This is a genomic window from Bacteroides sp. B1-V-101 (genome assembly GCF_023656585.1).
Taxonomy (GTDB): domain Bacteria; phylum Bacteroidota; class Bacteroidia; order Bacteroidales; family Bacteroidaceae; genus Bacteroides; species Bacteroides thetaiotaomicron.
On record NZ_JAMOKH010000011.1, the window covers coordinates 101,287 to 123,679 of the forward strand.

General features: G+C 39.3%; 17 protein-coding genes. 15 read left to right on the forward strand and 2 right to left on the reverse strand.

Features of this window, described 5'->3' with window-relative positions; genetic code table 11:
- Positions 1–6 precede the first annotated feature (6 nt).
- From NBH01_RS10695 to NBH01_RS10730, 8 genes are all read left to right on the forward strand, one after another.
- On the forward strand, positions 7–1,518 hold the full coding sequence (locus NBH01_RS10695) for a RagB/SusD family nutrient uptake outer membrane protein (RefSeq protein ID WP_048698522.1): 1,512 nt from the start codon (positions 7–9) through the stop codon (positions 1,516–1,518).
- A 26-nt stretch (positions 1,519–1,544) separates the two neighbouring features.
- A complete protein-coding gene (locus tag NBH01_RS10700) occupies positions 1,545–2,267 on the forward strand; it encodes a fasciclin domain-containing protein (protein ID WP_008766181.1) in 723 nt (240 codons plus the stop codon).
- A 20-nt stretch (positions 2,268–2,287) separates the two neighbouring features.
- Entirely contained in the window at positions 2,288–3,973 is a 1,686-nt protein-coding gene (locus NBH01_RS10705; protein WP_048698524.1) for a DUF5124 domain-containing protein, read from the forward strand.
- A gap of 16 nt (positions 3,974–3,989) precedes the next feature.
- Complete coding sequence (locus NBH01_RS10710) at positions 3,990–5,819, forward strand: LamG-like jellyroll fold domain-containing protein (protein WP_234131586.1); 1,830 nt, start codon at positions 3,990–3,992, stop codon at positions 5,817–5,819.
- 13 nt (positions 5,820–5,832) lie between these two features.
- Positions 5,833–7,950, forward strand: a complete 2,118-nt coding sequence (locus NBH01_RS10715) for a M60 family peptidase N-terminal accessory domain-containing protein (protein WP_048698526.1) — start codon at positions 5,833–5,835, stop codon at positions 7,948–7,950.
- A gap of 11 nt (positions 7,951–7,961) precedes the next feature.
- Positions 7,962–9,734 (forward strand): alkaline phosphatase family protein, encoded by a 1,773-nt coding sequence (locus NBH01_RS10720; protein ID WP_250700088.1) that lies wholly within the window; start codon positions 7,962–7,964, stop codon positions 9,732–9,734.
- Positions 9,735–9,870: 136 nt separating this feature from the next.
- Positions 9,871–10,560, forward strand: coding sequence for a hypothetical protein (locus NBH01_RS10725; protein WP_048698530.1), 690 nt, complete (start codon positions 9,871–9,873; stop codon positions 10,558–10,560).
- Between the two features lie 12 nt (positions 10,561–10,572).
- Positions 10,573–11,325 (forward strand): hypothetical protein, encoded by a 753-nt coding sequence (locus NBH01_RS10730; protein ID WP_008766176.1) that lies wholly within the window; start codon positions 10,573–10,575, stop codon positions 11,323–11,325.
- Positions 11,326–11,430: 105 nt separating this feature from the next.
- Here NBH01_RS10730 and NBH01_RS10735 read toward each other — a convergent pair whose 3' ends face one another.
- A complete protein-coding gene (locus tag NBH01_RS10735) occupies positions 11,431–12,072 on the reverse strand; it encodes an HU family DNA-binding protein (RefSeq protein WP_008760576.1) in 642 nt (213 codons plus the stop codon).
- A 301-nt stretch (positions 12,073–12,373) separates the two neighbouring features.
- Between NBH01_RS10735 and NBH01_RS10740 the strand changes: the two genes are divergently transcribed.
- The 7 genes from NBH01_RS10740 to NBH01_RS10770 all read left to right on the forward strand — a co-directional run bounded on the left by NBH01_RS10740 (position 12,374) and on the right by NBH01_RS10770 (position 19,596).
- Positions 12,374–13,669: a DUF3874 domain-containing protein gene (locus tag NBH01_RS10740; RefSeq protein ID WP_055217554.1), complete on the forward strand. Its 1,296-nt coding sequence runs from the start codon at positions 12,374–12,376 to the stop codon at positions 13,667–13,669.
- Between the two features lie 246 nt (positions 13,670–13,915).
- The gene (locus tag NBH01_RS10745; protein ID WP_117577342.1) at positions 13,916–15,367 is read left to right on the forward strand and encodes a leucine-rich repeat domain-containing protein; all 1,452 of its coding nucleotides are present in this window, start codon (positions 13,916–13,918) and stop codon (positions 15,365–15,367) included.
- 229 nt (positions 15,368–15,596) lie between these two features.
- The gene (locus tag NBH01_RS10750) at positions 15,597–17,015 is read left to right on the forward strand and encodes a MotA/TolQ/ExbB proton channel family protein (RefSeq protein ID WP_008766172.1); all 1,419 of its coding nucleotides are present in this window, start codon (positions 15,597–15,599) and stop codon (positions 17,013–17,015) included.
- Positions 16,999–17,445, forward strand: a complete 447-nt coding sequence (locus NBH01_RS10755) for an ExbD/TolR family protein (RefSeq protein WP_008760581.1) — start codon at positions 16,999–17,001, stop codon at positions 17,443–17,445. Before NBH01_RS10750 ends, NBH01_RS10755 begins: the two co-directional genes overlap by 17 nt.
- A gap of 4 nt (positions 17,446–17,449) precedes the next feature.
- Positions 17,450–17,875: an ExbD/TolR family protein gene (locus NBH01_RS10760; RefSeq protein WP_008760582.1), complete on the forward strand. Its 426-nt coding sequence runs from the start codon at positions 17,450–17,452 to the stop codon at positions 17,873–17,875.
- Positions 17,850–19,373, forward strand: a complete 1,524-nt coding sequence (locus NBH01_RS10765; protein ID WP_055217373.1) for a hypothetical protein — start codon at positions 17,850–17,852, stop codon at positions 19,371–19,373. The genes NBH01_RS10760 and NBH01_RS10765 overlap by 26 nt, the downstream gene beginning before the upstream one ends.
- 1 nt (position 19,374) lies before the next feature.
- A complete protein-coding gene (locus NBH01_RS10770) occupies positions 19,375–19,596 on the forward strand; it encodes a hypothetical protein (RefSeq protein ID WP_074858583.1) in 222 nt (73 codons plus the stop codon).
- Between the two features lie 34 nt (positions 19,597–19,630).
- Here the strand turns inward: NBH01_RS10770 and NBH01_RS10775 are convergent, their stop codons facing one another.
- Complete coding sequence (locus NBH01_RS10775; protein ID WP_236093086.1) at positions 19,631–22,321, reverse strand: TonB-dependent receptor; 2,691 nt, start codon at positions 22,319–22,321, stop codon at positions 19,631–19,633.
- Between the last annotated feature and the right edge of the window lie 72 nt (positions 22,322–22,393).

The window sequence follows — 22,393 nt, forward strand, 5'->3', positions numbered from 1 at the left end:
AAGAATATGAAAAATATAGTTTTAATAATGACTTTGATAGTATCTTGCCTGTTTGCCGGTTGTGACTCGCTTGCAAATAAGAGTGAAGATAAATTATCGGGTGATGATTTTTGGGCGCAGGGAAATGAGACGAATGCGGAAGCTTTTTTGTTAAGCATATACAATTCGTTTCGGAATGCAACAATGTCACAACGTCCTTTCCTTACGTATAGCGGAGATATGCGGTGCGCTCCAATAACAGCCTACAGCACTGGGGATAAATATGTAGCTTATCTGGCTAACAACGATATGGGTGAATTGCGTAATACATATCCCGATGATGCTAGGGGCGGTTTAATAATGCAATGGGATGTGTTTTATACTGCTATTCAGGATGCCAATATTCTGCTTGCTGAGATAGACAAAGTGCCCGGTATGGATGGATTGAAACGGAGTCGTTTTAAGGCAGAAGCTATTTTCATGCGTAACTTGTCTTATTTCTTCATCGTAAGGGCTTTTGGAGATGTGCCTTATTATACAAATGCCTATAATGAAGCTCCGTTGCCAAGAACCAATATGGTTATAGTTTTGCAAAATTGCCTTGCTGACTTACAACCTTTGCTTGACGATGATCCGGGAGCGGAAGTACTACCATGGTCATATTCATCTTATTCGAGCAAAGGGATTAGAGCCTCCAGAGGTTCTGTCATTGCGCTGATGATGCATATAAACTTGTGGCTTGTACAGTTTGATGCACAAAATAAAGAGCAATATTATAGGAATGTTGTTTCGCTAGGCGAGGAACTGGAACGTAACAATGGAGCTTATTCATTACTTGATATAAATAGAAGTTCCGTGATTTTCGCAGGAGGGTCAGACGAAGGCTTGTTTGAGATTGCACAAAATATAAATTTCAATGAGATATTTATGATGAATGCAAAGTTTTCTGATAATGTTTCCTATTCCTGTCTGAACAAGTATACACCAGTGTTCTGTTATTCAGGAGATTATCTAATGAGTCTGTTCCCTATGTATGAAGATGATGCGAGAAAAGAACTATGGTTTGACGAAAAGATATATTCTACTTCGGTTTCAAGTTCTGCTCCTAAGGAAATCAAGAAATTTTGGAATATTGATACTTATGGAAACGGAACAATTACGTCCAACTCCGGCAATCAAATAGTATTCCGTTATGCAGGTGCACTTTTGTTGTATGCTGAAGCTCTTGCCGCTTTGGGGACTAACGATACGAAAGCCTGCGAATTACTCAACCGGGTCCGCAATAGGGCACATGCTTCCGAAATAAATACCTCGGGTAGTGAACTGATGGATGCTATTTTCTGGGAACGCTGCAGAGAGCTTATCGGTGAAGGACATTACTATTATGATTTGGTTCGTACAGGAAAGGTGTATAACAGAAACTATTGTATGAATCCGATGACGCGTACTAATTTCAATGTGGGGGCATGGACATGGCCTATTCATCGTAATGCGTTGAAAAACAACACACAGATTGGATTGAATTTATTTTGGGAGTAACTCTGATAAACTTAAAATGTATAGATATGAAAAATAATATCAAATTATGGAAGAAAATTGTCGGATGTTGCCTTTTGGCAGTACTCATGTACAATTGTGCCGATGATAGTTATTTAATTGATGGTGGAAAAGCGAACCCTTATTATAATGGGAATATGATGCAATATTTGGAATCAAGACCCGATTATTTTAAAGATTTGGTGGAAGTCATCCGGCTGTCCGGTATGGAAGATGTTTTTGAAGACGAACAAATTACCTTTTTTGCACCTACCGATTGGTCAATCCGTGGTAGTTTTAATTATCTGAACCGTATTTGGTATCGTATGGGGCATGATAGCATCAAGAGTTTTAGTCAGATAAAACCGGAAGTCTGGCGTGAAATGCTGTCAATGTACATTGTAAAAGATAAATATTTGCTGAAAGATATACCTCAAATTGATACGACTGCCATAGCAGCCTATCCGGGACAGGCATTTTTATCTTATGGTCAGCAGCCTATGAACATGGGTGTTGTTTATTATGATGCAAACAATGTAAAATATGCCGGTGCAAGACAAATCATATACTCTTATGTCTATGATTTCACTATAGGAGATATGAAAAACGCTTATGTAGCAACATCTGATATACAACCGACCAACGGAGTGGTACATGTACTCAGATTAACCGATCATGCATTTGGTTTTGAACCATATCTTTTCGCTACCAAAGCTATAAATGCGACAATAGAAACAGAACCGGATAATTAACTATAAATAAAGATAGTACAATGAAACATATTACCATCTATTCGTTAATGATTGTTTGCTCCGTATTCACTTCGTTATTGGTAACATCCTGTAACAGTGATCTGAACAGCAATATTAAAGATGATCCGTACAGTGGAGGAAAAGCTCCGCTTGGAATCGGTTTGCTGGCTGAATCTCCTTCTCCGGAAAGCGCTTATCCCAATGATACGGTTGTATTCAAAGCAAAAGGGATGTTGAACTGGTGTGATCCGCAATCAGGACGTTACGATTTCAAGTTCTATATTTCTGATGAAGAAACTAAAATTGTAACTGCTACCGACACGACAATCACCGTGAAAGTACCTGGAAATCTTAGTTCGGGTACGGCTTATATTGTATTGAAAGAACAGGTTTTCTATGGACCTCGTCTCACTGTATTAGGAAATATTAAGATAGATCAGTCATACGGCTTTAAAGGCACTTCGGGACCTATTTACGATTGTGCGGAACATTATTCAAAAGCACGGGTATATTATCCTGTTGGCGACTATATGCAGGCCTACTACAATGAAAATAGCTCGCAGAGTTTTTCTTGTATATCTATGGTTTTGACAGACGGCTCTGTATCGGGAAAATGGGTAACTGACTTCAAACTTGATCCTGGTCAGGGAGCCGGCATTGATCTGGCCAATCCGGGAGTGACAGATATTGAATGTTACCTTAATTCATTTACTTATTTTCCTAGTGACCACAGGGTTCTCCTGTCGGGTAAATTTTCAGAATACGGCTGGGATAAGTTGCCGGTCAATAACATCACGATAGCTACTAATGAAGTAGCCTCGTATTATAAAACTGTAGCGCTGCCTTCGAAAAAGAATAATACAAGCATAAATTGTAAGATACCGGTATTCAACGGGGGAACTCTTGAAGCGCCTGTCCGTACATTTATAACTTCCAATGAGAAGGTGGTAGCAGTAGGAAATATTACAAACTACTGTCGTATTAATACCGAAAAATCCTATGCTGAGAGTATGGTTTTGGATTATTCGAAGGTTGCAAGTGTATTGCGTATGTCAAGGACTGGAGAACTTGATGATAGCTATCGCAGGGATGCAGAAGGAGTTGTCGGGCAGATTTTAGATGCTTGTATGGTCGAAAGTGACGGTATTGTCATAGTAGGGACATTTAGCAGTTTCGATGGACAGTCTGTGAAGAATATTGTGAAGTTGAATGCCGAAGGTACCCTTGATGAAACTTTTATGAAAAACATCGGTACGGGCGCAAATGGAAGTATTACTAAAATCCGGTACAATAAAAACAAAAAGAAAATCCTTATAACTGGGGAGTTTTCTGAGTTCAACGGTATTCCTGCACAGAGTGTAGTTATGTTGAATGATGATGGCACACGTGATGAAATTTTCAAGATCGGAAAAATGGAAGGAGGATTGGCCAATTTTGCCTGTCTGCTTGATAATGATAATATTGTTGTTTCAGGTGCGTTTACGAAATACGATGGTGTAACTCGCCGTGGTTTCCTTATATTGGGTCGTGATGGAAAGGCGCTGCAACAATTTAATGTACCGGGCATCTTCCAGGGTGAACTCTACAAAGTAATTGAAACTCGTACTTCGACCAATTCAAACGGATTGCTGCTGCTTGGTGATTTCAGTCGTTTTGATGGTAATATGGTTCGCAATGCGATAATGATAGAAGTTGATTATGAATAACTTATTATGAAATACAATGGAAAAGTTGATAAAAAATATAATGCTTTGCCTGTTTGCTGTATTTGCATTCTCGTGCAATGAGGATATGGAAAGGCTTTTGACTGATGATTATCCGGAGTCGGGTACTGAATATACTACGGGACACGTATTGATGGTGGTTATCGATGGTGCATCCGGAATAGCCGTTAATGAGGCGTATAATACACGAAAGGCTCCAGTTATCCGCTCCATGACGGATAAATCTTTGTTTACTTTTTACGGACTTGCCGACAATGAAGAAGGGGTAAGTAAAGAACGTGGATGGGCAAATTTGCTGACCGGAACAACAAAGAACGGGCTTGATGTCAATCAAGGAATTGACGAACTCGAAACGCCTTCTTTTCTTCAACGATTGAAAGAGGCGGATGAAAATCTAAAAGTCAGCTTTTATTCTTCCGATACGGAGTTTTTCGGAGCTTTCGGGAGTGTTGCCGATACTAAAAGAAAGACTTCGGCCGACAGTGAAACCGCTGATGCTCTTATTGCTGAAATCAATGGTGAAACAATCTCGGATATCGTAGTTGCACAGTTCGGCGGTGTTCAACAGACTGGTGAGCAATATGGATTCTGGAGCAATGAGACAACTCCTACCAGTGAGGTTATTGATGCGATTTACAATGTAGATGCTTTCATCGGTAAAATAATGAAAGCACTTGAAGCGCGTCCGCGTTACGTTCAGGAAAACTGGCTTGTAGTTATTACATCTTCTTATGGTGGTGTTTATGAAGGTAATGTAACTCCGGCATCGTTGTATGATGATCCGCGTCTCAATTCTTTCATGATGCTCTATAACAGTCGGTTTGCATCCAAATTGTTGCAAAGGCCGGGCTCGGATGAACTACAATACAAATTCTATAGTCCTTATTTCGTCGGTCCCGGACAAAAAGCGACAACAAATGCCGTTATGACTGGAAATACCGAGTTTTTTAATATGGGTAAACGATGGAGTTCCAATCCGGATGAAGAGGTGGATAAAAGTGGATATACCATTCAGTTTAAAATGTTTGATAAGCACGGCGACCCCTGGGGTAATAGAAATATAATATCGAAAAGATATCAAAAAGCGGGTACAGGTTGGCAGCTAATGTTTTCTAATAATACGCAAGTCGAATTTGCTGCTAATTTTAAAGAGGGTTCTTCGGTTTTCCGCTTACCATCTACGAGACGTGACGGATCATGGCATTCTTATACGCTAGTTATAAAAGAGGTTGATGATACCCAGAAAGGTGACTCCATCTTATTTTATCTTGACGGTAAGTATCAGATGGGATGTAAGATAGACGGCAGTAAAGATATGTGGACAGATGCGCCTCTTGCCATCGGACATACGTTTTCTCCGGACAGACCTAGTCAGGCAAATCTATATATAAACGATCTCCAGTTTTACAACGTTGCTCTACCTGCTGATATTATTGCGGAGTATCATTGTACTACAAAACTGGACCTTTTGGGTGAATTATATCCGTATTGGAATAATCTGGTGGGTTATTACCCCAACGATCGCGAAGATGATATCGGATTATCTTATTTGGAAGATTATTCGAAATATACATCAAAAAATAAAAGATTATACTTCAATAAACCGGTTGGTACGTTTGCGCCTACCGATGATTACGTAACGCGCAGGCAGGAGAGTATTGTAACGGATAAGGTATGCCCACTTATAGACGATTCCTACTATAAAACGGTTCTTAATACAGTCGATTTATCCTATCAGATTTTTCAATGGTTTGGAGAGCCGGTTGATTCTTCCTGGAATTTCGATGGTGAAGGCTGGGCATTAGATTACGTTTCTTTAAATAATTAAATTAGAATGCAATATGAAATGCTTTAATAAACTAAAAGCCGACTATGCAGTTTTGCTGTCATTCATTTCCTGTATGTTTTTTATGGGAAGCTGCAACATTGCTTATCAATATGATATCGAAAGCGGGACAGAGGATGATACCGCCGATTCTACCAATGTAACCATAGTAACAGGTGAAGGAATCGATGTCAGTATGTATGAAAGTGCCCGTATTTTTCCGGGTTTGGTAGATACTTTAGTCGATAATACTGTCAATACACTGCTTGCGCTTGATTTAAGCAAGAGATACATTCCTGCATACGATCTGGACGTGCAACAAGTTCCTCGTCCGATATACAGCACCGGGCTTTATGCCGGAGCAGGTGAATTGATTACTATAACCATTAATGACAACACTATGGGGTTGACGGTTATCATCGGTTCTCATTTAGATGATTTGACGGATATTTCTCCCTACTTGCGTTTGCCGGTAGTTACTACTTCGAAGCAACTGTTCCCGGGAAAAAACACGATTCGTAATCCTTTGGGAGGTATGATATGGATCGAAAAAAGCAAGGATGTGAATGGTAGTGCGGATTTTGTTATGGAGATTAACGGGGCTTATCGTTCGCCTGATTTTATTGTCGGTTCTACTGATGTAACAGCGTGGGTTGAGCAGTTGCGTACAACGACTGTACCGTGGCTCGAGTTGCGTGGCCGGCATGTCGCTTTTTCCGTTCAGCGTGAGCGATTATTGGATATGATAAATGATGATCCTATCATTGCTGAAAAGATGCCGAACACACTGGAAGCATGGGACAATGCTGTCGAGACCTATTATTATAACTATTACAGTTTGCAGGTTGGGGCACAGGATTTTTCAATGCGTGCTCCCGATTTTCCTGAGCGTGTGGTGCTGGATGTGGAGTTGTTGGACAATCTGTATATTCGTAATGCCGATTATGGTGTAGTGGCATTGAATACAAATTATCTGTTGAATGAGCTGGCTAGCTATCAAACGTTGAAATCCGGTAATTCTGTTGCTATTTTTAATGCGTTATATAGAAATTACTCTTTCAGAGATATAAAATCACCCTGGTGGAGCGAAGTATCTGATGCGGTAAAAGCAATTCCCCTATATCGCATGGCTGAGAAAGGATTAAGAGAGGATGGGTATCCGATGGGACCGATTTTCCCGGAAGAAGGCAGTAGCATTGCGGAGCAATTCCCCAAAGCATTGGCATATGCAGATACCGATAGTAGCCGCTGGTTTGTATCTGATATAAAGTCGGAAGTACGGCCGACATACGCATTGGCAAGCCTCGTTCAATTAGCTAACTACAAAGATGACGATTGGGCTTTTTATATAGAGTTGAACCGTATGATTAAAGATAAAATTTCCATAGATCATTCTACTTCTACCTATTTCTTTAAGGCTTTATGTGACTATTTTAAGGAAGATTTTTCACCATTCTTTGAGCATTGGGGCTATTCGCTGACAGACGAAGCCCGTAGTTATGCATCGAAATATCCGCTGATGGATAAAGCCATATGGAAATACTCGCCTCTGGCAGAAAATCCATCAAGTGGTGTGGTTGATTTCCCAAGTAACGGGTATCACTACCGTCATAATCGAGCTGACTGGGAGATTTATGCACTGGATGCAAATGGAAGCGATAACTTTAATTCAGGGCAGTCGCCGGACCGATTGCTGGACAGCGACAAATCAACAGGATGGACTTCATATTACAACAACGATACAAGTACTCCGCCACTTCCGTATTATTTGTTTATTGATATGAAAGAGACGACAGATGTTAATGGTGTATTTCTGGCTGGCAACAACTCAGACTTTGCGGCAACTAAGCTGATTATCGAGACTCCTGTCAATCAGGATATTATTAATGATCCGCTTGACGAAAATATAGTTTGGAGGGAAATTGTGCAGATTGATTCCATTGCACATCCCGAGTTGCCCAATATTAAAAGTGAGGGTTTCTATGATTTTCCGTCAAAAGAACAAGTGAGATATCTGCGTATAAAACTTCCTGAACCTAATCGTAATGATAACTGGAATGAAACAGATATGTCTCGTTTTAGGTTCAGAGTACAGTCGTTTACCGAGTTTGGTACATTTTATTATAAACCGTAAATTTATATCAGATGAATAAACTATTAAATATTCTCACATACAGCTTGCTTGTTGTTTGTGTCCTGGCATTTAACTATGCTTGCACGGAATACGATACACCTACTGAAATAGCAGACGATGGAACTATAGATACCGGAATATCTACCAAAATCCATCGTAAAGTATTGTGGATAAATATAGATGGTGCGGTTGGTGAAGTGGTGAAGAACTCCCTTCCTGCCGATGGTGCCATTGCTAAGATGTTGAAAAACAGTAAATATTCGTGGACAGGAGTTAGTGACAATCGAACCCTGTCTGTCGAAAGGAACGAAGACCCTGTAACGTGGGCAACCATGCTCACTGGGGTCATACCCGAAAAGCACAGTATAACCGATGAATCTTATACTGCTAATGTGGAGTACAATCCGAATAATCCGAATGAAAAGGTAATTCACTATCAAAACATTATTAGCTATATTTCGAATAATGACGTGAATATGCTTTCATTGTGTGTGACACCTTGGGCGAAACTGAACAAAAATATGCTTAACAATGCTAAGACTACCATTACTTCAGAAAATGACGTTCAAACTCGGGATGTGGTTCTCAATCATATTGCGAATGAAGATTACACATTCATTCTGGCCGATTTTTCAGGAATGTTGGAGGCTGGGAAGAGTGGGGGATTCAAAGCGGACAACGCCGCTTATGTCAGTGCACTTAAAACTATAGACGGATACATTGGTGAATTTTTGTCAGCGATTGATGCCCGTGAGAATGCATTTTACGAAGACTGGCTTATTGTTGTAACTTCCAATCACGGTGGATCGGCTGATGGTCGTTATGGTGGCACTTCGGAAGTGGAGCGTAACACGTTTGGTCTGTTTTACTACAATCATTATACGGAAAAACAATTGAATGGTAATAGACTATACGGTGCATATTTTGATTCTCAGAATGAATACAAGGCTGTCGTTTTTGATAGTATAGGTAAATATTATTCTTTAGGTATAGATGCATTTTCAATGGAGATCATAATGCGTATGGTTCCTAGGCAGGACGGTACATATAATGGTAACAATTGGGATCGCATACTTGGAAAAGCCGGCTGGGGACTATATAGGCAGAGAGGAACTGTATCCATGAGAACAAATCCTAAGGAAGGTCCTGCTCTTGAGCAAGCTATTACCGGATACAATGATTCTAAATGGCATCACTATGGTGTTAGCATAAGTTCCGCTGCCTCCGGAAGGAGAAATTGGCTCATTACTTTAGATGGTAAGTTGCAGGGATCTGGAACTACGGATACCCAAGGATTGGCTCCGGATTCAAGCCTTTTGGCGATAGGTGGTTATTCTGTGCCAACTTCCTATTATATATCGGAAGTACGTCTATGGAAAAAGGATCTTGCTGAAAGAGAATTTTTGCAACTATCGGGAGAAATTGATATTGAACCTTCTAGTGATATGCTCGGCTATTGGAAATTCAAGCCAACAGAGCAACTTGAGAAATTAGAGGAGGATACATTAGTAATTAAAAATCAGATACAAGGTGGACTCAATATGTATTATATTAAAGATAAAACAAGCAGTTCTCCGGATATCGAACAGAAAGCTTCTGCCATGTTTGCAAATACATTGCCTACCAATGTCAATGCTGAAAGAATCTGTGTTGAGAATACGCTGATAGTACCGCAAATTCTCTATTGGTTAGGCATCTCGGTGCCATCCACATTAGATGGATACGTGTTTATCAATAACTATGCGCTTTCAGAAGAATGGCGCGAAGAGGTGGATACGGAATAATTTGACGAAAAAAGAAAACTTTGTTTGATGCTGGAATTAATGGAGGAGTATCGATTAAATATTTATGTCGGTACTCTTCTCACTCAATTAATAAAGTTGTAATTAATATTTTAAATCAATCATAAAAGATATCTGTATGAAACGGTTTCTTAATTTGAAGTTTAGTGTATTTAGTCACATAAATTTTAGGGCTTTTGTGCTAATTATAGTTGCGCTTTGGGTAGTAATTCCTTTGAAGGGAGTTGCGCAAGCGACTATGAGTGAACTGACTAAAAAAGTTGATTTTAGTAGTGAAGTAAAAATGGTTTCTCAAAAATATGATTATTGGTGTTATTATGCGTGCTTGGAATCTATAACGAATGACCTACAATGTTTTTATTGTTTTGACTTTATACATCGTTATCTCATGGATGGACAATCTAACCCATATCCAAAAAAGAATGTGAGTGATGAGGAGTTTAGAAATGCTATAGAAATGTTAAAAGATAATTCGAATGCGACTTGTACATTTTCATCTGTTTATGCCAATTTTGGTGTATCAGGAGGAAACTTTGGTGATTACCTTACAACTAATGGTTTTCAAGTGTCTAGTGCACTTGATTTTATTAAAAAAATAAGTCAACAAGGCGATAATCCATCTATAACTTTTTTCTTAGAAATAAATAGTGATGCTGCTCATTGTGTCGCTTTTGTAGGTTCTCAGTTATATAATAATAATTGGAATGATCCCAAGTCTATAATTTATATTATGGACCCTGGATTTGATAGAATAAGAGAATGTTCTTTGAATGATGTAAATGCATATAGTGCTGTTTATTGTAAATAAAAAAGAGGTATTATGAAAACAATTAAATTATCAATCCTATTTCTTGTCCAGATACTATTACTTTCATGTAGCGAACAAGTGTATGTCGATGGTACTTCCAAGCAAGTTATAAAAAGAGATAAGATGATTACTCAGGCTATCAGTCAACTTACACCCCAAAACAAACTGCTTGTAGAGGAGATTAATAAAAATGTTCAGGATACCATACTTGAACGATTAAACATGAATATTGCAGGGAGATGGAATGATTCATCCTTGTCCTTAACTTTGATGAAGTCCACTATAAAGTTTGTACCGGTTATTGATTCGCCTTCAAGATTATATTTAGTGAACGATTCAGAAAAGGTATTTAGAATTCCAGAAAAGTTTGCTTGTTTTTATGGGCAGAATGATAATGGGGAAACAATATATTTTTATGCTATATATCATGCTGAAAACTTTATGAAAGACACGAATCCGAAAAGTTATTATCAAGGATATGTTGAAGTGTTTGGGAAGGAAGCTGCGGACAAGATGGTAGAAAGTAGTATAAAGAGGACAGAAGCGGAAAGATGGGAAATTATGTCGTTTACACCGCAGAAAAATGAAACAAAGAAGTTTGAATATGCTAGAGAGCATTCTGATGATGGGACATTTTTTATTTTAACTCGAGAAAATACTTATCCTCATATATGTTTCTTTAAGGATAAAAAGCCTTATTATTGTTGGGGAGCAAATCAAGATGAATTGTCTATGGAACCTTTGGAAAATTATTTGAAACCATAGTTAATACGGAATAGTTCTGTATAATTTATCAGCCCTTCACCTTCTCTCTACATCCCTTATCAAATGGGGAAGAGCGGGTGAAGGGCTTCCTGTTTCATGGCTCTTTCATCGTTCTTTATATTTTAAATCCACCGACACCCTGTAATTACCCGGAACCGGAGTATATATCGGTTGATAGATCGTCCCTTTATTTTGCAATTTCTTTTCTGCCATTAACCTCTTGATATGGCGATATGCAGTGATTTGTGTCATTCCGCAGAGATATTGAAAATCTTTCCGGGTGATAATCTGATTTTCAGCAAAATATTCAGTTAGTTTCATGTCTATTTCTACTTCTGATAAATTGGCGGAGTGCGGTCTGATTTTAGAACGCTGGAATTTCATGTGACACAATTCCCCTTTCAATTCTTTATCAGCTTTAAACTTTATAGCTTTCAATTTTACCCGGTGCACACGTTTGTCTTTCGGGTTACGTATTTCTTCTTCGCAGGAAAGAGTGACCTGAAAGAATCCTAATCCATCGACATGCACCTTTTTACCTTCCAGGAGGCACTGAGCTACTTCATTTTTCAGTTCTTCCAAGGTTGAAATAATGTCCGATACTCTTAATGTGGAGCGATCATGGATGCGATAAGCCAGTTTCTCGGTATTGACGGTCTCAAAACTTACCGGACGGGCATGATAACGCGTCTTGTTCTTTTTCTCCTTTGGCATCGGAGTCTTATATAATTCAAATTGTACTGCCATTTCTGCTTTATCTTTAAATGATTTCTTGTTTTTAGTGCTGATATTTTATACTTATCATTACTATGATAAGATCTTATCACAATAATGATGTTATTTTATCATAGTAGTGATAATATCTTATCACATTGGTGATAAATATAATTTGTCGGTGACAAAGATAAGGTTTAATAGTATGATAAACAAGAAATGATAGGATATTAATGATAAGTCTGGTTTTCAAAAAATGAATAGGATGAAAAGTTGCAAATGGCTTTTTTTTGATATTATATTCGCATCCATTAATCATAAAAAAAAGAAGAATATGGAACAAAAAAATGGTTGGTTTGCCTTTTGGCAAAAATTGATGAAGTGTCTTTCAAAACAAGATGAAACGGGAATAGGGGATACAAAAAGTGTAGCACCTGTCAATACTATTATTCAGTCGATTAAGGGGGTATCATCGTCTAAAGAAAAAGACTCATCGAAAGTGAAGTCACTAACTGAGAGCGTAGATACTTTTTTAAAATCCCGCTATGATTTCCGCTACAATGTGCTGACAGAGGAAACGGAATATCGTTTGTTGGAACGAATGGAGGAAGGATTTGCACCTGTGAATCAGCGTGTCTTAAATACATTCTGCCTGGAAGCTCACGAATCAGGTATTTCTTGTTGGGATCGTGATCTTTCACGCTGTATTTTCTCCACCCGTATTGCAGAGTATCATCCTTTCAAACTTTATTTGGAAGAATTGCCGGTATGGGATGGAGTGGATCGCTTGGCGGCTTTGGCACGCAGAGTTTCGAGAGACCAATTGTGGGTGAAAGAATTCCATATATGGATGCGGGGTATGACAGCACAATGGATGGGGGTTACGGGAAGTCATGCCAATAGTGTGGCGCCTTTGCTTATCAGTACGGAGCAAGGATATTTAAAGTCTACTTTTTGCAAATCGCTACTTCCTCCTGCGCTTCAGCGTTATTATATGGATAAGGTGGATTTAACCAGTCAAGGGCATATAGAACGGAGATTGGCGGAGATGGGACTTCTCAATCTGGATGAGTTTGATAAATATGCTCCGACGAAAATGCCGTTATTGAAGAATCTGATGCAGATGGCTTCATTAAGCCTGTGCAAAGCTTATCAGAAAAATTATCGCTCGCTACCTCGTATAGCATCTTTTATCGGGACATCGAATCGAAAAGATTTATTGACTGACCCGACTGGTAGTCGCAGGTTTATTTGTGTGCTGGTAGAGTATCCTATCGATTGTGAGGGGATTGACTATGCACAACTTTATGCTCAATTGAAAGCGGAGATTTTGGCGGGTGAACATTATTGGTTTACAAAAGAGGAAGAGACGGAATTGCAGCAAAGTAACATGACGTTTTATCGCCAGGGACCTGTGGAAGACGTATTGCGTTCCTGTTATCGGGCGGCAGAAAAAGGAGAAGGGTGTGAACTTCTTTCGTCTGCTGATATCTTTCAGCGATTGAAGAAGATAAATCCGGCAGCTATGCGTGGGGCAAATCCGGCGAGTTTGGCACAAATACTGATAGCAGTGGGGATAGAACGTAAGCATACCAAGTTTGGGAATGTGTATCGGGTAGTCTCCGTCTGATGGGAGGTGAAGCGGATGGTGAACAGGAGACCTTCACCCGCAATCGTCGTGCCAGAGGGAGTTGTGAAGGGTGAAGGGAGGAAAGGAGATTTGCTTATTTGGGATGAAAAATTGTATCCTTTTTGGGGACACTCTTTCCTTTTCTTTTTCGTTTTTTCTTCTTATCTTGCGAATGATAATTCATCTCATGTAAAAAGGTGAAGTAGAGAGATGTTTGATTATGGACAACATAAAATTTAATAGAAAATGAAAAACATTATTTTAATAGTAAGTTTATTATTGATGGGTGTGAGTAGTCGGGCAGACATATTGAACTCTTCTGATAATAAGAATGTGGCAGATAAATTTGATCCGATGCTTAAAGCAGCGTTGTTCCAAATGAAGATTATAGCTGATACCAGCTCTATTTTATTATCGGATATTGATTACGTGGAGGATTTGGAGCTGAAAACCAGTTTATGGATTAATAATGACGTGAATAGAGCGAAAACTACGAGGCATGAAATTACCTCATTAAAAGGCCTTGAGTATTTTTCTTCTCTACGTCGGTTAAAATTGGTGGGAAATCGGACTGATACATTGGAGTGTATTCCTGATTTTTCTAGATTTAAAGAACTTCGTGAGTTGGAAATTATACAAGTCTACCTTCCGAAACTGGATATAAGTGGTTGTAAAAATCTCACGAATTTAAGTTGTAGAAGTTGTGATTTGAATACGATAGACTTGAAAAAGAATATTCAATTAAGAACTTTAGATTGTACTTATAACCGACTGATAGAATTGGATCTTAGTCATAATAAACAACTTCGAACGGTTATTGTTAAATCTCAAAGAAATAAAGGATTACTTTCGGAAGGAGGTCGTGCCGGGATATTATCTAAGTTGATTCTTCCGGATAACCGATCGAATACAGAAGGAATAAGTATACTTGAATGTTCGGATAATAATCTGGAGAAATTGGATATTAGTCGATCACCGCATCTTAGAAAAATAAATTGTAGTTGGAATAAGCTAAAAGCACTTGAAACATCACATAATCAAGAATTGCGGGAACTAAATTGTGAAGCAAATTATATTGGAGAGTTGGATTTTAGTGCTAACCTAAAGATGGAATTTTTAACTTGCGGATTGCAGGGATATGAGTGGATACGCCAAGAAGGGAATGATTATCGTTTATTGAAGAAATTGATACTCCCTGAGCAAAAAGAGAATGTGGAAGGAGGTTCGCTGCGTAAACTTTCTATTAAAGAAATATCAGAAGAAGCAATTCCGGTTTTTAGTGACTACCCTTATTTAAAAGAATTAAATTGTGCTGATAACAGACTAAAAACAATTGATCTTAGTGCAAATATATATTTGGAGGTTTTGGATTGTAGTAGTAATGCTATATCTCAGCTTGATTTGCATTCAAATGTCAACTTGTATTCGTTGAATATTTTAAATTGTCCATTGCAAGTATTGGACTTGTCCCAGACAAAAGTGAAGCTAATTATGTGTGATTTCTATGATAGAAGAGAGAAGGGTGTGAAAAATGGATACATATCTGGTTTGTATTTAAAATTGATTGTTCCTAAAGGATACCATGCTGAAACTATAAACTTTAGAACCCCCACCTTAGAAACTGCCTCTTTTGAAAATGGCTCTATATATAATTATTTACCTCCACAATATGTCAGGATGGTAGTGTCAGGAAAATAGATACAAAACCTGATATAGCAGATAAAAAACAGCTGGAAATTTCAGGTAATGGATTATTTTTAAACCTATTGAGTGATTTTTGAACTCTTTATTTTGTATCATTTTAAGGAATTGGAGTATTTTGAATGATTTGAGTACTCATTTCTTTTCTATTTTTATCAACTTTGCCACTGTGAATCATTCGATGATTTGCGGTGGCTTTTAAATTTTAATAAATAATAGAATAGACATGAATTGCACAAAGATGAAAAAACTTTTTAGAAAAGGTACGTTGAGTATACTTCTTTTAGGAGTAATAACGTTTTTCACTTATCCGCTCTCAGCCCAAACAAATAGTAGATCCGGTAAAGGATTATATGAAATCTTTAGTACTAAAATACCGGACGGGGCGCAGTGGAAAGCTCAGGATAATAAATTTGTCCGTGATGGGGGATACTCTAAAAAATCAGAAAATTATATATATGTAGGAGCCTCTAAAAGTCCGGCAGAACTGACCGGGCTATCCATTCCTATTCGCGAGAATCCGGGACCGGGTGAGTTTCGCTATATCACTTTTGCCTGGGTAAAATGGGGAGGTGATCAAATTGGAATGAAATTTCATGTTTCCGAAAAGTCTGCAAATCAAAAAGGCAAGAAATATGATTTTACTTATATAGCCGGCAAGTCCAAGGATTTGATAAATCCGATGGAAGGTCTTAATCTCGGTGAACTACCGGGACACTGGATGGTGATGACCAGGGACTTATGGAAAGATTTTGGTAATATTACGTTGACCGGTATTTCTTTTATCTGCCCGGAGAGACGTGATGCAGGATTTGATGAAATCTTTCTCGCTAAGACACAGGATGATATAAAGAATGCTCCGAAAGTACTTCCGAGCGAAATTGCAACTCCGGTACCCGTTGATGGAGAAGAGGAAGGGCTGGTATATGAAGAGGGAACAACTAATGAGGATGAACAACCGCAAGGGGTACAGATTGACTGGGCTGCACAGATTAAAGCGGGAGGATTCATGATGTATCCGTTGTATTTGCTTGGATTGCTTGCCTTAGTAATAGCTTTGCAACGCTTGCTAACTTCAAGAGAAGGAAGACTGGCACCAAAAGGACTACGTAAAACAGTCAGCGAATGCCTTGCACAAGGAGATTTGAAAGGTGCGATTGCAGCCTGTGATAAATACCCTTCCACATTAGGAAATTCGCTGCGTTTTATTTTCGAGCATGTGAAAGCCGGAAGAGAAGCTGTCAGCCAGACAGCTGGTGATATGGCCGCACGTGATATCCGTACACATTTGTCACGCATATATCCTTTGTCAGTCATAGCTTCCCTGTCGCCCCTTATCGGTTTGCTGGGAACAGTTGTCGGTATGATCGAAGCGTTTGGTCTGGTAGCATTGTATGGTGACGAAGGCGGCGCTTCTATATTGTCCGATTCTATTTCAAAAGCTTTGATTACGACTGCTGCCGGTTTGATCATCGCAGCTCCTGCCATTGCTTTGTATTTCATTATTAAAAATCGTATTATGAAATTGGCTTCTTTGGTGGAAGTAGAAGTTGAAAATGTAATTACTACGCTCTATCTGGAAGGAGATTCGACGGATATGAACACACCGGGGAGTAAGGAGGAGAAGCATGAGACTAAACTATGATGAAGAAGACAAAGTAGAGGTGCAGATGTCGCCCTTGATAGACTGCGTCTTTCTGCTACTGATCTTCTTCCTTGTGACTACTATGATGAAGAAGTGGGAAATGCAAATACCTTTATCACTTCCTTCAATGACTTCCAGTTTGTCTACCACCCGCGCCGGAGAGGAAGCTGTTATCATAGCAGTGGATGAGGAGAAAAATGTGTATCAGGTAGTAGGACATGATGCGTACACTGGTGAGAACCACTATGTGCCGATTTCTGATCTGAATACTTTCCTTACAGAACTCCGCAACAGTGAAGGTACGGAAATTGCTATTGATGTGGCGGCTTACCGGACTGTACCCGTAAATACGGTAATAGAGATATTCGATCAATGTCAAATACAAGGATTCACGCGTACGCGTGTCCGTTTGGGTAGTAAACCTTATTAAGCTTATGAGACTATCACTATTTAATAACGAAGATGAACCGGAAGTGTCTATGTCGCCCTTGATCGACTGTGTGTTTCTGCTATTGATCTTCTTTCTTGTCTCTACAATGACGAAGGTGAAAAACAGGGATATTTCAGTGGATCTGCCGACTTCGGAATCAGCTATAAAACTGAAACCGGATGATAAACAGGCTATTGTAGGACTGGATGCTGAAGGTAACTTCTATTGGGACGGACAACCTTGTTCGACCAATTTCATGATGGAACAATTGCGGGAGACCTGTATCTCTGATCCGGGGCGGCGTATCCGCATTGATATGGATAAAAACACTCCATTCGGACGTTTTGTGGAAGTAATGGATGCTTGTCAGTTTTATAATTTAACGAATATAGGAATACGAACATATGACGAAAACTACAACAGGGAGTAGCCGTCTGACGGTTATCCTATCATGGGTTATTGCACTGGTCTGTCTGGTAGGAGGAGCGTTGTTTATCTGGCTGATGCCATCACCAGGACAGGGAGCTATTGACTTGCAAGCGAAAAAACAGAAATCTCCGAAAAGTATCAGTGATAAAATAAAGCAGGAGCAGGCTCAGCGGGAGCTTCCCGCTAATTATTCTGAGCAATTAGTGAAGCAGTCGGAAGTATTGGTCAAGAAAAATTTGGAAGATCAGCTTCGTAAATTTCAGGAAATGGCTAAGAAGATGAGGCAGCGGAAAAATGAATTGTTGACTAAAGTAGAGCAAAGAAAGTTACCACGTACGGCACCGGATGATGCTAATGATACTTCGAAAGCAAGGAATATTCCGCAGGCGGGCAAGTTATCTGCGAATCCGTCGGTAGAAGATATGTATGCTCTTTTAAGAGAATATGAGGCTGAAATACAGCAGAACCATTTGGCTGCCAATGCAGCTAAACAGGCGCTTTCCAAGGGACTTTCGTTTCCCGAGGTTTATAGTTCTCTGAAGACAGGTTCTTCCCGTATGCCAAGTTTTGATGAACTGATTCGAATGCAGACTAAAGGAGGGGAATGGGCTACTTCAGCGGGAAGTAATGCCAGCGCAGGTCTGGAAATAAAAAGTACGGCAGACTTGAACAACTACCGTGGTCTGTTGGGACAAGCGACCCGACAAGCCGGACTTGCTCAATCTCGGTTGGAAAATCTCTTTGGAGTAGTGAAGCAGGTCGGAAAGCCCGGTGGCGGCTTTGGAATTGGCAATGGTCAGCCGGGCGGAGGTGAAGGCAGTGGCAATGGGAACGGTTTCGGTGGCATGGGGGAGGCTGCTCAGGGCAGTGGAAACAGACGTCCGATGAATGCTTATGCAGGTCCCCGGCTTAATCAGGAAATGGTAAAAGCTCAGGCATTGCCCGGACGGCGTTTCTCAAAAAGCGCGGATCGTAAAGGGTGGTTATATATTAACACATGGTATATGATAGGACCGTGGGAAAGTTTTGGGCGAGAGGACTTTTCGATTGTCCATCCGCCTGAGATATCTGTGGACTTTGATGCGGTATATACTGACGGACAAGTAGGTACAGGGGTGATGGAAACGGATTCTCATCCGATAAAGGTCATAGGGGAAGAAGTGTATTTGGATGGTACGCTGCGATGGAAGTTTATGCAAAGTGAATCAATGCATAATACGGTTCCTGTCACTACCGGACATTCTACTTATTATGCTTATACGGAACTTTATTTTGATGAGGCTACTACTATGTTGGTTGCCATCGGTACGGATGATAGTGGCCGGGTATGGATAAATGGTAAGGATGTATGGCGCGATTATGGTACCAGTTGGTATAATATTGACGAACATATTGCTCCTTTCCAGTTCCGTCAAGGGTGGAACCGTATTCTTGTGCGATTGGAAAATGGCGGAGGAGGAGCGTGTGGTTTCAGTTTCTTAATTATTCCACAAGAGTAATATGATACACGTTGGCCGGCTTATAGAAATTGAACTACATCGACAAGGATTGTCTGTCACTTGGTTTGCAGAACAGCTTTGTTGTGCGCGGACCAATGTGTATAAAATCTTCGGGAAGTCAAGTATTGATACCGAACTCCTTTTGAGAATCTCTGATATCTTGCAATATGACTTTTTTCAATGTTACTCAGCATGTTTAAAGAACAAAAAGGAAATGATGTAGTTGTGGATACATCATTTCCTCCTCTTTTATAATTTTAGTTTTGTACCGATTGTCGTTTTCTTTTTTGTCCGAAGGTATTGAACCGATAGGCAATATATGCCATAAAATATACGTTAGATGTACTGGATTCTCTGTCGGTGATAGAATTCTCGGAAATGGAACGTTCCGAACTTTCATTCTCACGAAGTATATCATATAGGTGAAATCGGACGGTTGCCTTTTTCTTCTTGAGGAAGCTTTTCGATATTTGTGCGTTCCATAGGGTGCGGTTAGTATCATTTTTACCGCCATATCCTCTTTTTAATCTACAATTGATATTGGATGAGATTTTTATATCCCAAGGTAAGTTTAAGTTTGCTTCAGTTCCGAATGTATAATCAAATGTTTCCCGTCGGTTCTCTTTTTTGATAGAATGTTCTGATTTTCGATATCTGACTTCTGCAGATAACTCAAAGTCAATCAGGTCGCTACGGTAGCTTCCTTTTAAACGTTCTGATAAAAAGAGGTTAGTTGTATTACTTTTAACTGCATCTGACTCTTTGTTGAGCACAGTGAAACCGACAGAGTTGCCGTAATTTGTATTGGTGTGTGTATTTACTGTGAATTTTTTGTTGGATAATGGAGTACTGAAGGTAAGCGAACCGTTTATTCGCCAGTTCCCGTTCACATTAGTCGGTTGGGTAGTCTGTCCTCCGGTATTTTCGTCATATGTGACAATACGTGTTGTACTATTCATTGTATTATTATAGGAGAGGTTAGCATTGAAACTGCGGGATGTTTCAGTAAAGTAAGTGTTAAATGTAGCTGATATGTTGTTATTGAATGATGGTTTAAGTTCGGGGTTAGCGAGCCGTATGTTTAAAGGATCAGAAATATCTTTTTTTCTATATAAGTCGGTCATACTGGGTTGTGCTGTTCTCCCATGATAGTTTATTTTTAAGGTTGTTTGTTTAGAGAAGGTATATTTAAAGTTTATGGTGGGGGAGTAGTTTATTGCATTTCTGGATAAATACTCAAAGGTCGTGTCCCGCATATAGCTTTTATTGGCCGTTTTTTGCGCCTCAACTTCTATACCTATATTATAAAAATAGTTGGTGCGGATAGTACGGAAAAATATGCCGGTTTGGTGAGTGGAATATTTATTTTTGTAGCAATCACTGTGCGCTGTGTCAGGATATTGACTGTATGTATCTTCTTGTTTATCCCAGTCATAGGCATATTTTTCAGAGAGTGAGGAACGGTGTTGATAGCTATAATTAATTTCGATGAACCGATTGGTAAATACAGGTTCCATATATGTTATCTGAACTTGATATTTATTGTTATTGTCAAGTTTTTCAATCCATTGATTCAAAGCTTTTATACTATCACCATACTTTAAGTAATAAGTATTCGAAAGACTATATCGATCGGAATTGCCGTCATCCAGATCGTAATAAAGACGTAAGGCGATGTTTCTTCCTTTACTGTTCAATTTGCGATTCAACTGCAAGGAGCCATTGGTGGAGAATCTGTCATTCGTTTGGCGGTTTGTGGCTTCTTTCCGGTTGATAGGAGTTGACTCGTTGTTGAGCGTTTCTGAGAAGTTGCCTGAATTGGAATTTCCTTTGGAAAAATTAAACGTCGGTCGATACATAATAGTGGTGAGGCTGTCTAATTTCCATTCGAAACGAAAATTAGCGGAAATAGCACTTGTCTTTCCATCGGATTGGTTGTTCTGCAGGGAAAACTGAGAAGTGTTGTCTGACAAAAAAGATTCTGTATGACGCTTGCTCCATGAATTGCGTTTATTTTCCCGGACTTCAATACTACCTCCATATTTGAGTTTCTGAGTATTCTGAGAATAGTTGGCACCTATTCTTTGATTGGAATTAATCCCATTGTCGTTGGCGGTACCATTGATTGATAAGTTCATTTTGTTTTTGAAACGATTGGCCATTCCTTTTGCCCTATAATGGTCGTCATTTCCATATCCTGCTTCAAAGTTACCATTCCATCCTTTTCTCATACTTGGTTTTACGCGTAAGTCGAGTACCATTTCTTCTTTACCGTCATCAACTCCGGTGATACGTGCCATGTCTGATTTCTTTTGGTAAGTTTTTAGTTGATCTATCATATCGGCTGGCAGTTCTTTTAAAACCGTATTGGGGTCGTTAAGGAAGAATTCTTCTCCGTTCATCATGATTTTTTTGACTTCCTGACCATTAATGATTAATTTCCCTTCTTCGTTTATTTCGGCTCCAGGTAGCTTTTTGACTAGTTCTTCCAGTGCAGCACCTTCACTGACGCGGTAAGCGGAAGTATTATATGCGGTTGTATCACCTGTGATGACAACAGGCGGGGCTTGGGCTACAATGACGGTTTCGTTAAGAAGTACAGCATCAGGTTTCAACTCTATTTTGCCTAGTTGAATAATAGTCTGGGTTGTGTTTATTTGCAGAGTCTTATATTCGGTAGTGAAGCCTATGAAAGAAATTTTTAGCAAAAAACGTCCCGGGAGAGTTGTGAGTGAAAATTTTCCCTGTTCCAAGCTGGAAATGCCTTTTACATAATTACTGTCGGGCAAGGATAACAGTTGTATGGTAGCTTGCTCAACGGGGAACTGTGTGCCTTTTTCCAGAATAGTTCCCTGTACTGTGACACGTTGAGTCTGTGCTTGAATATAAGCAGTATTGATGTATGATATAATTAATGTTATTAGTAGTATAAAAGTCGTTTTATTCATAAGGTCTCCCGTTATGAGGTGTTTTAGTGTTTATGGTATTTCTTGCAAATATCTTGATTTTTTCTGTAAAAA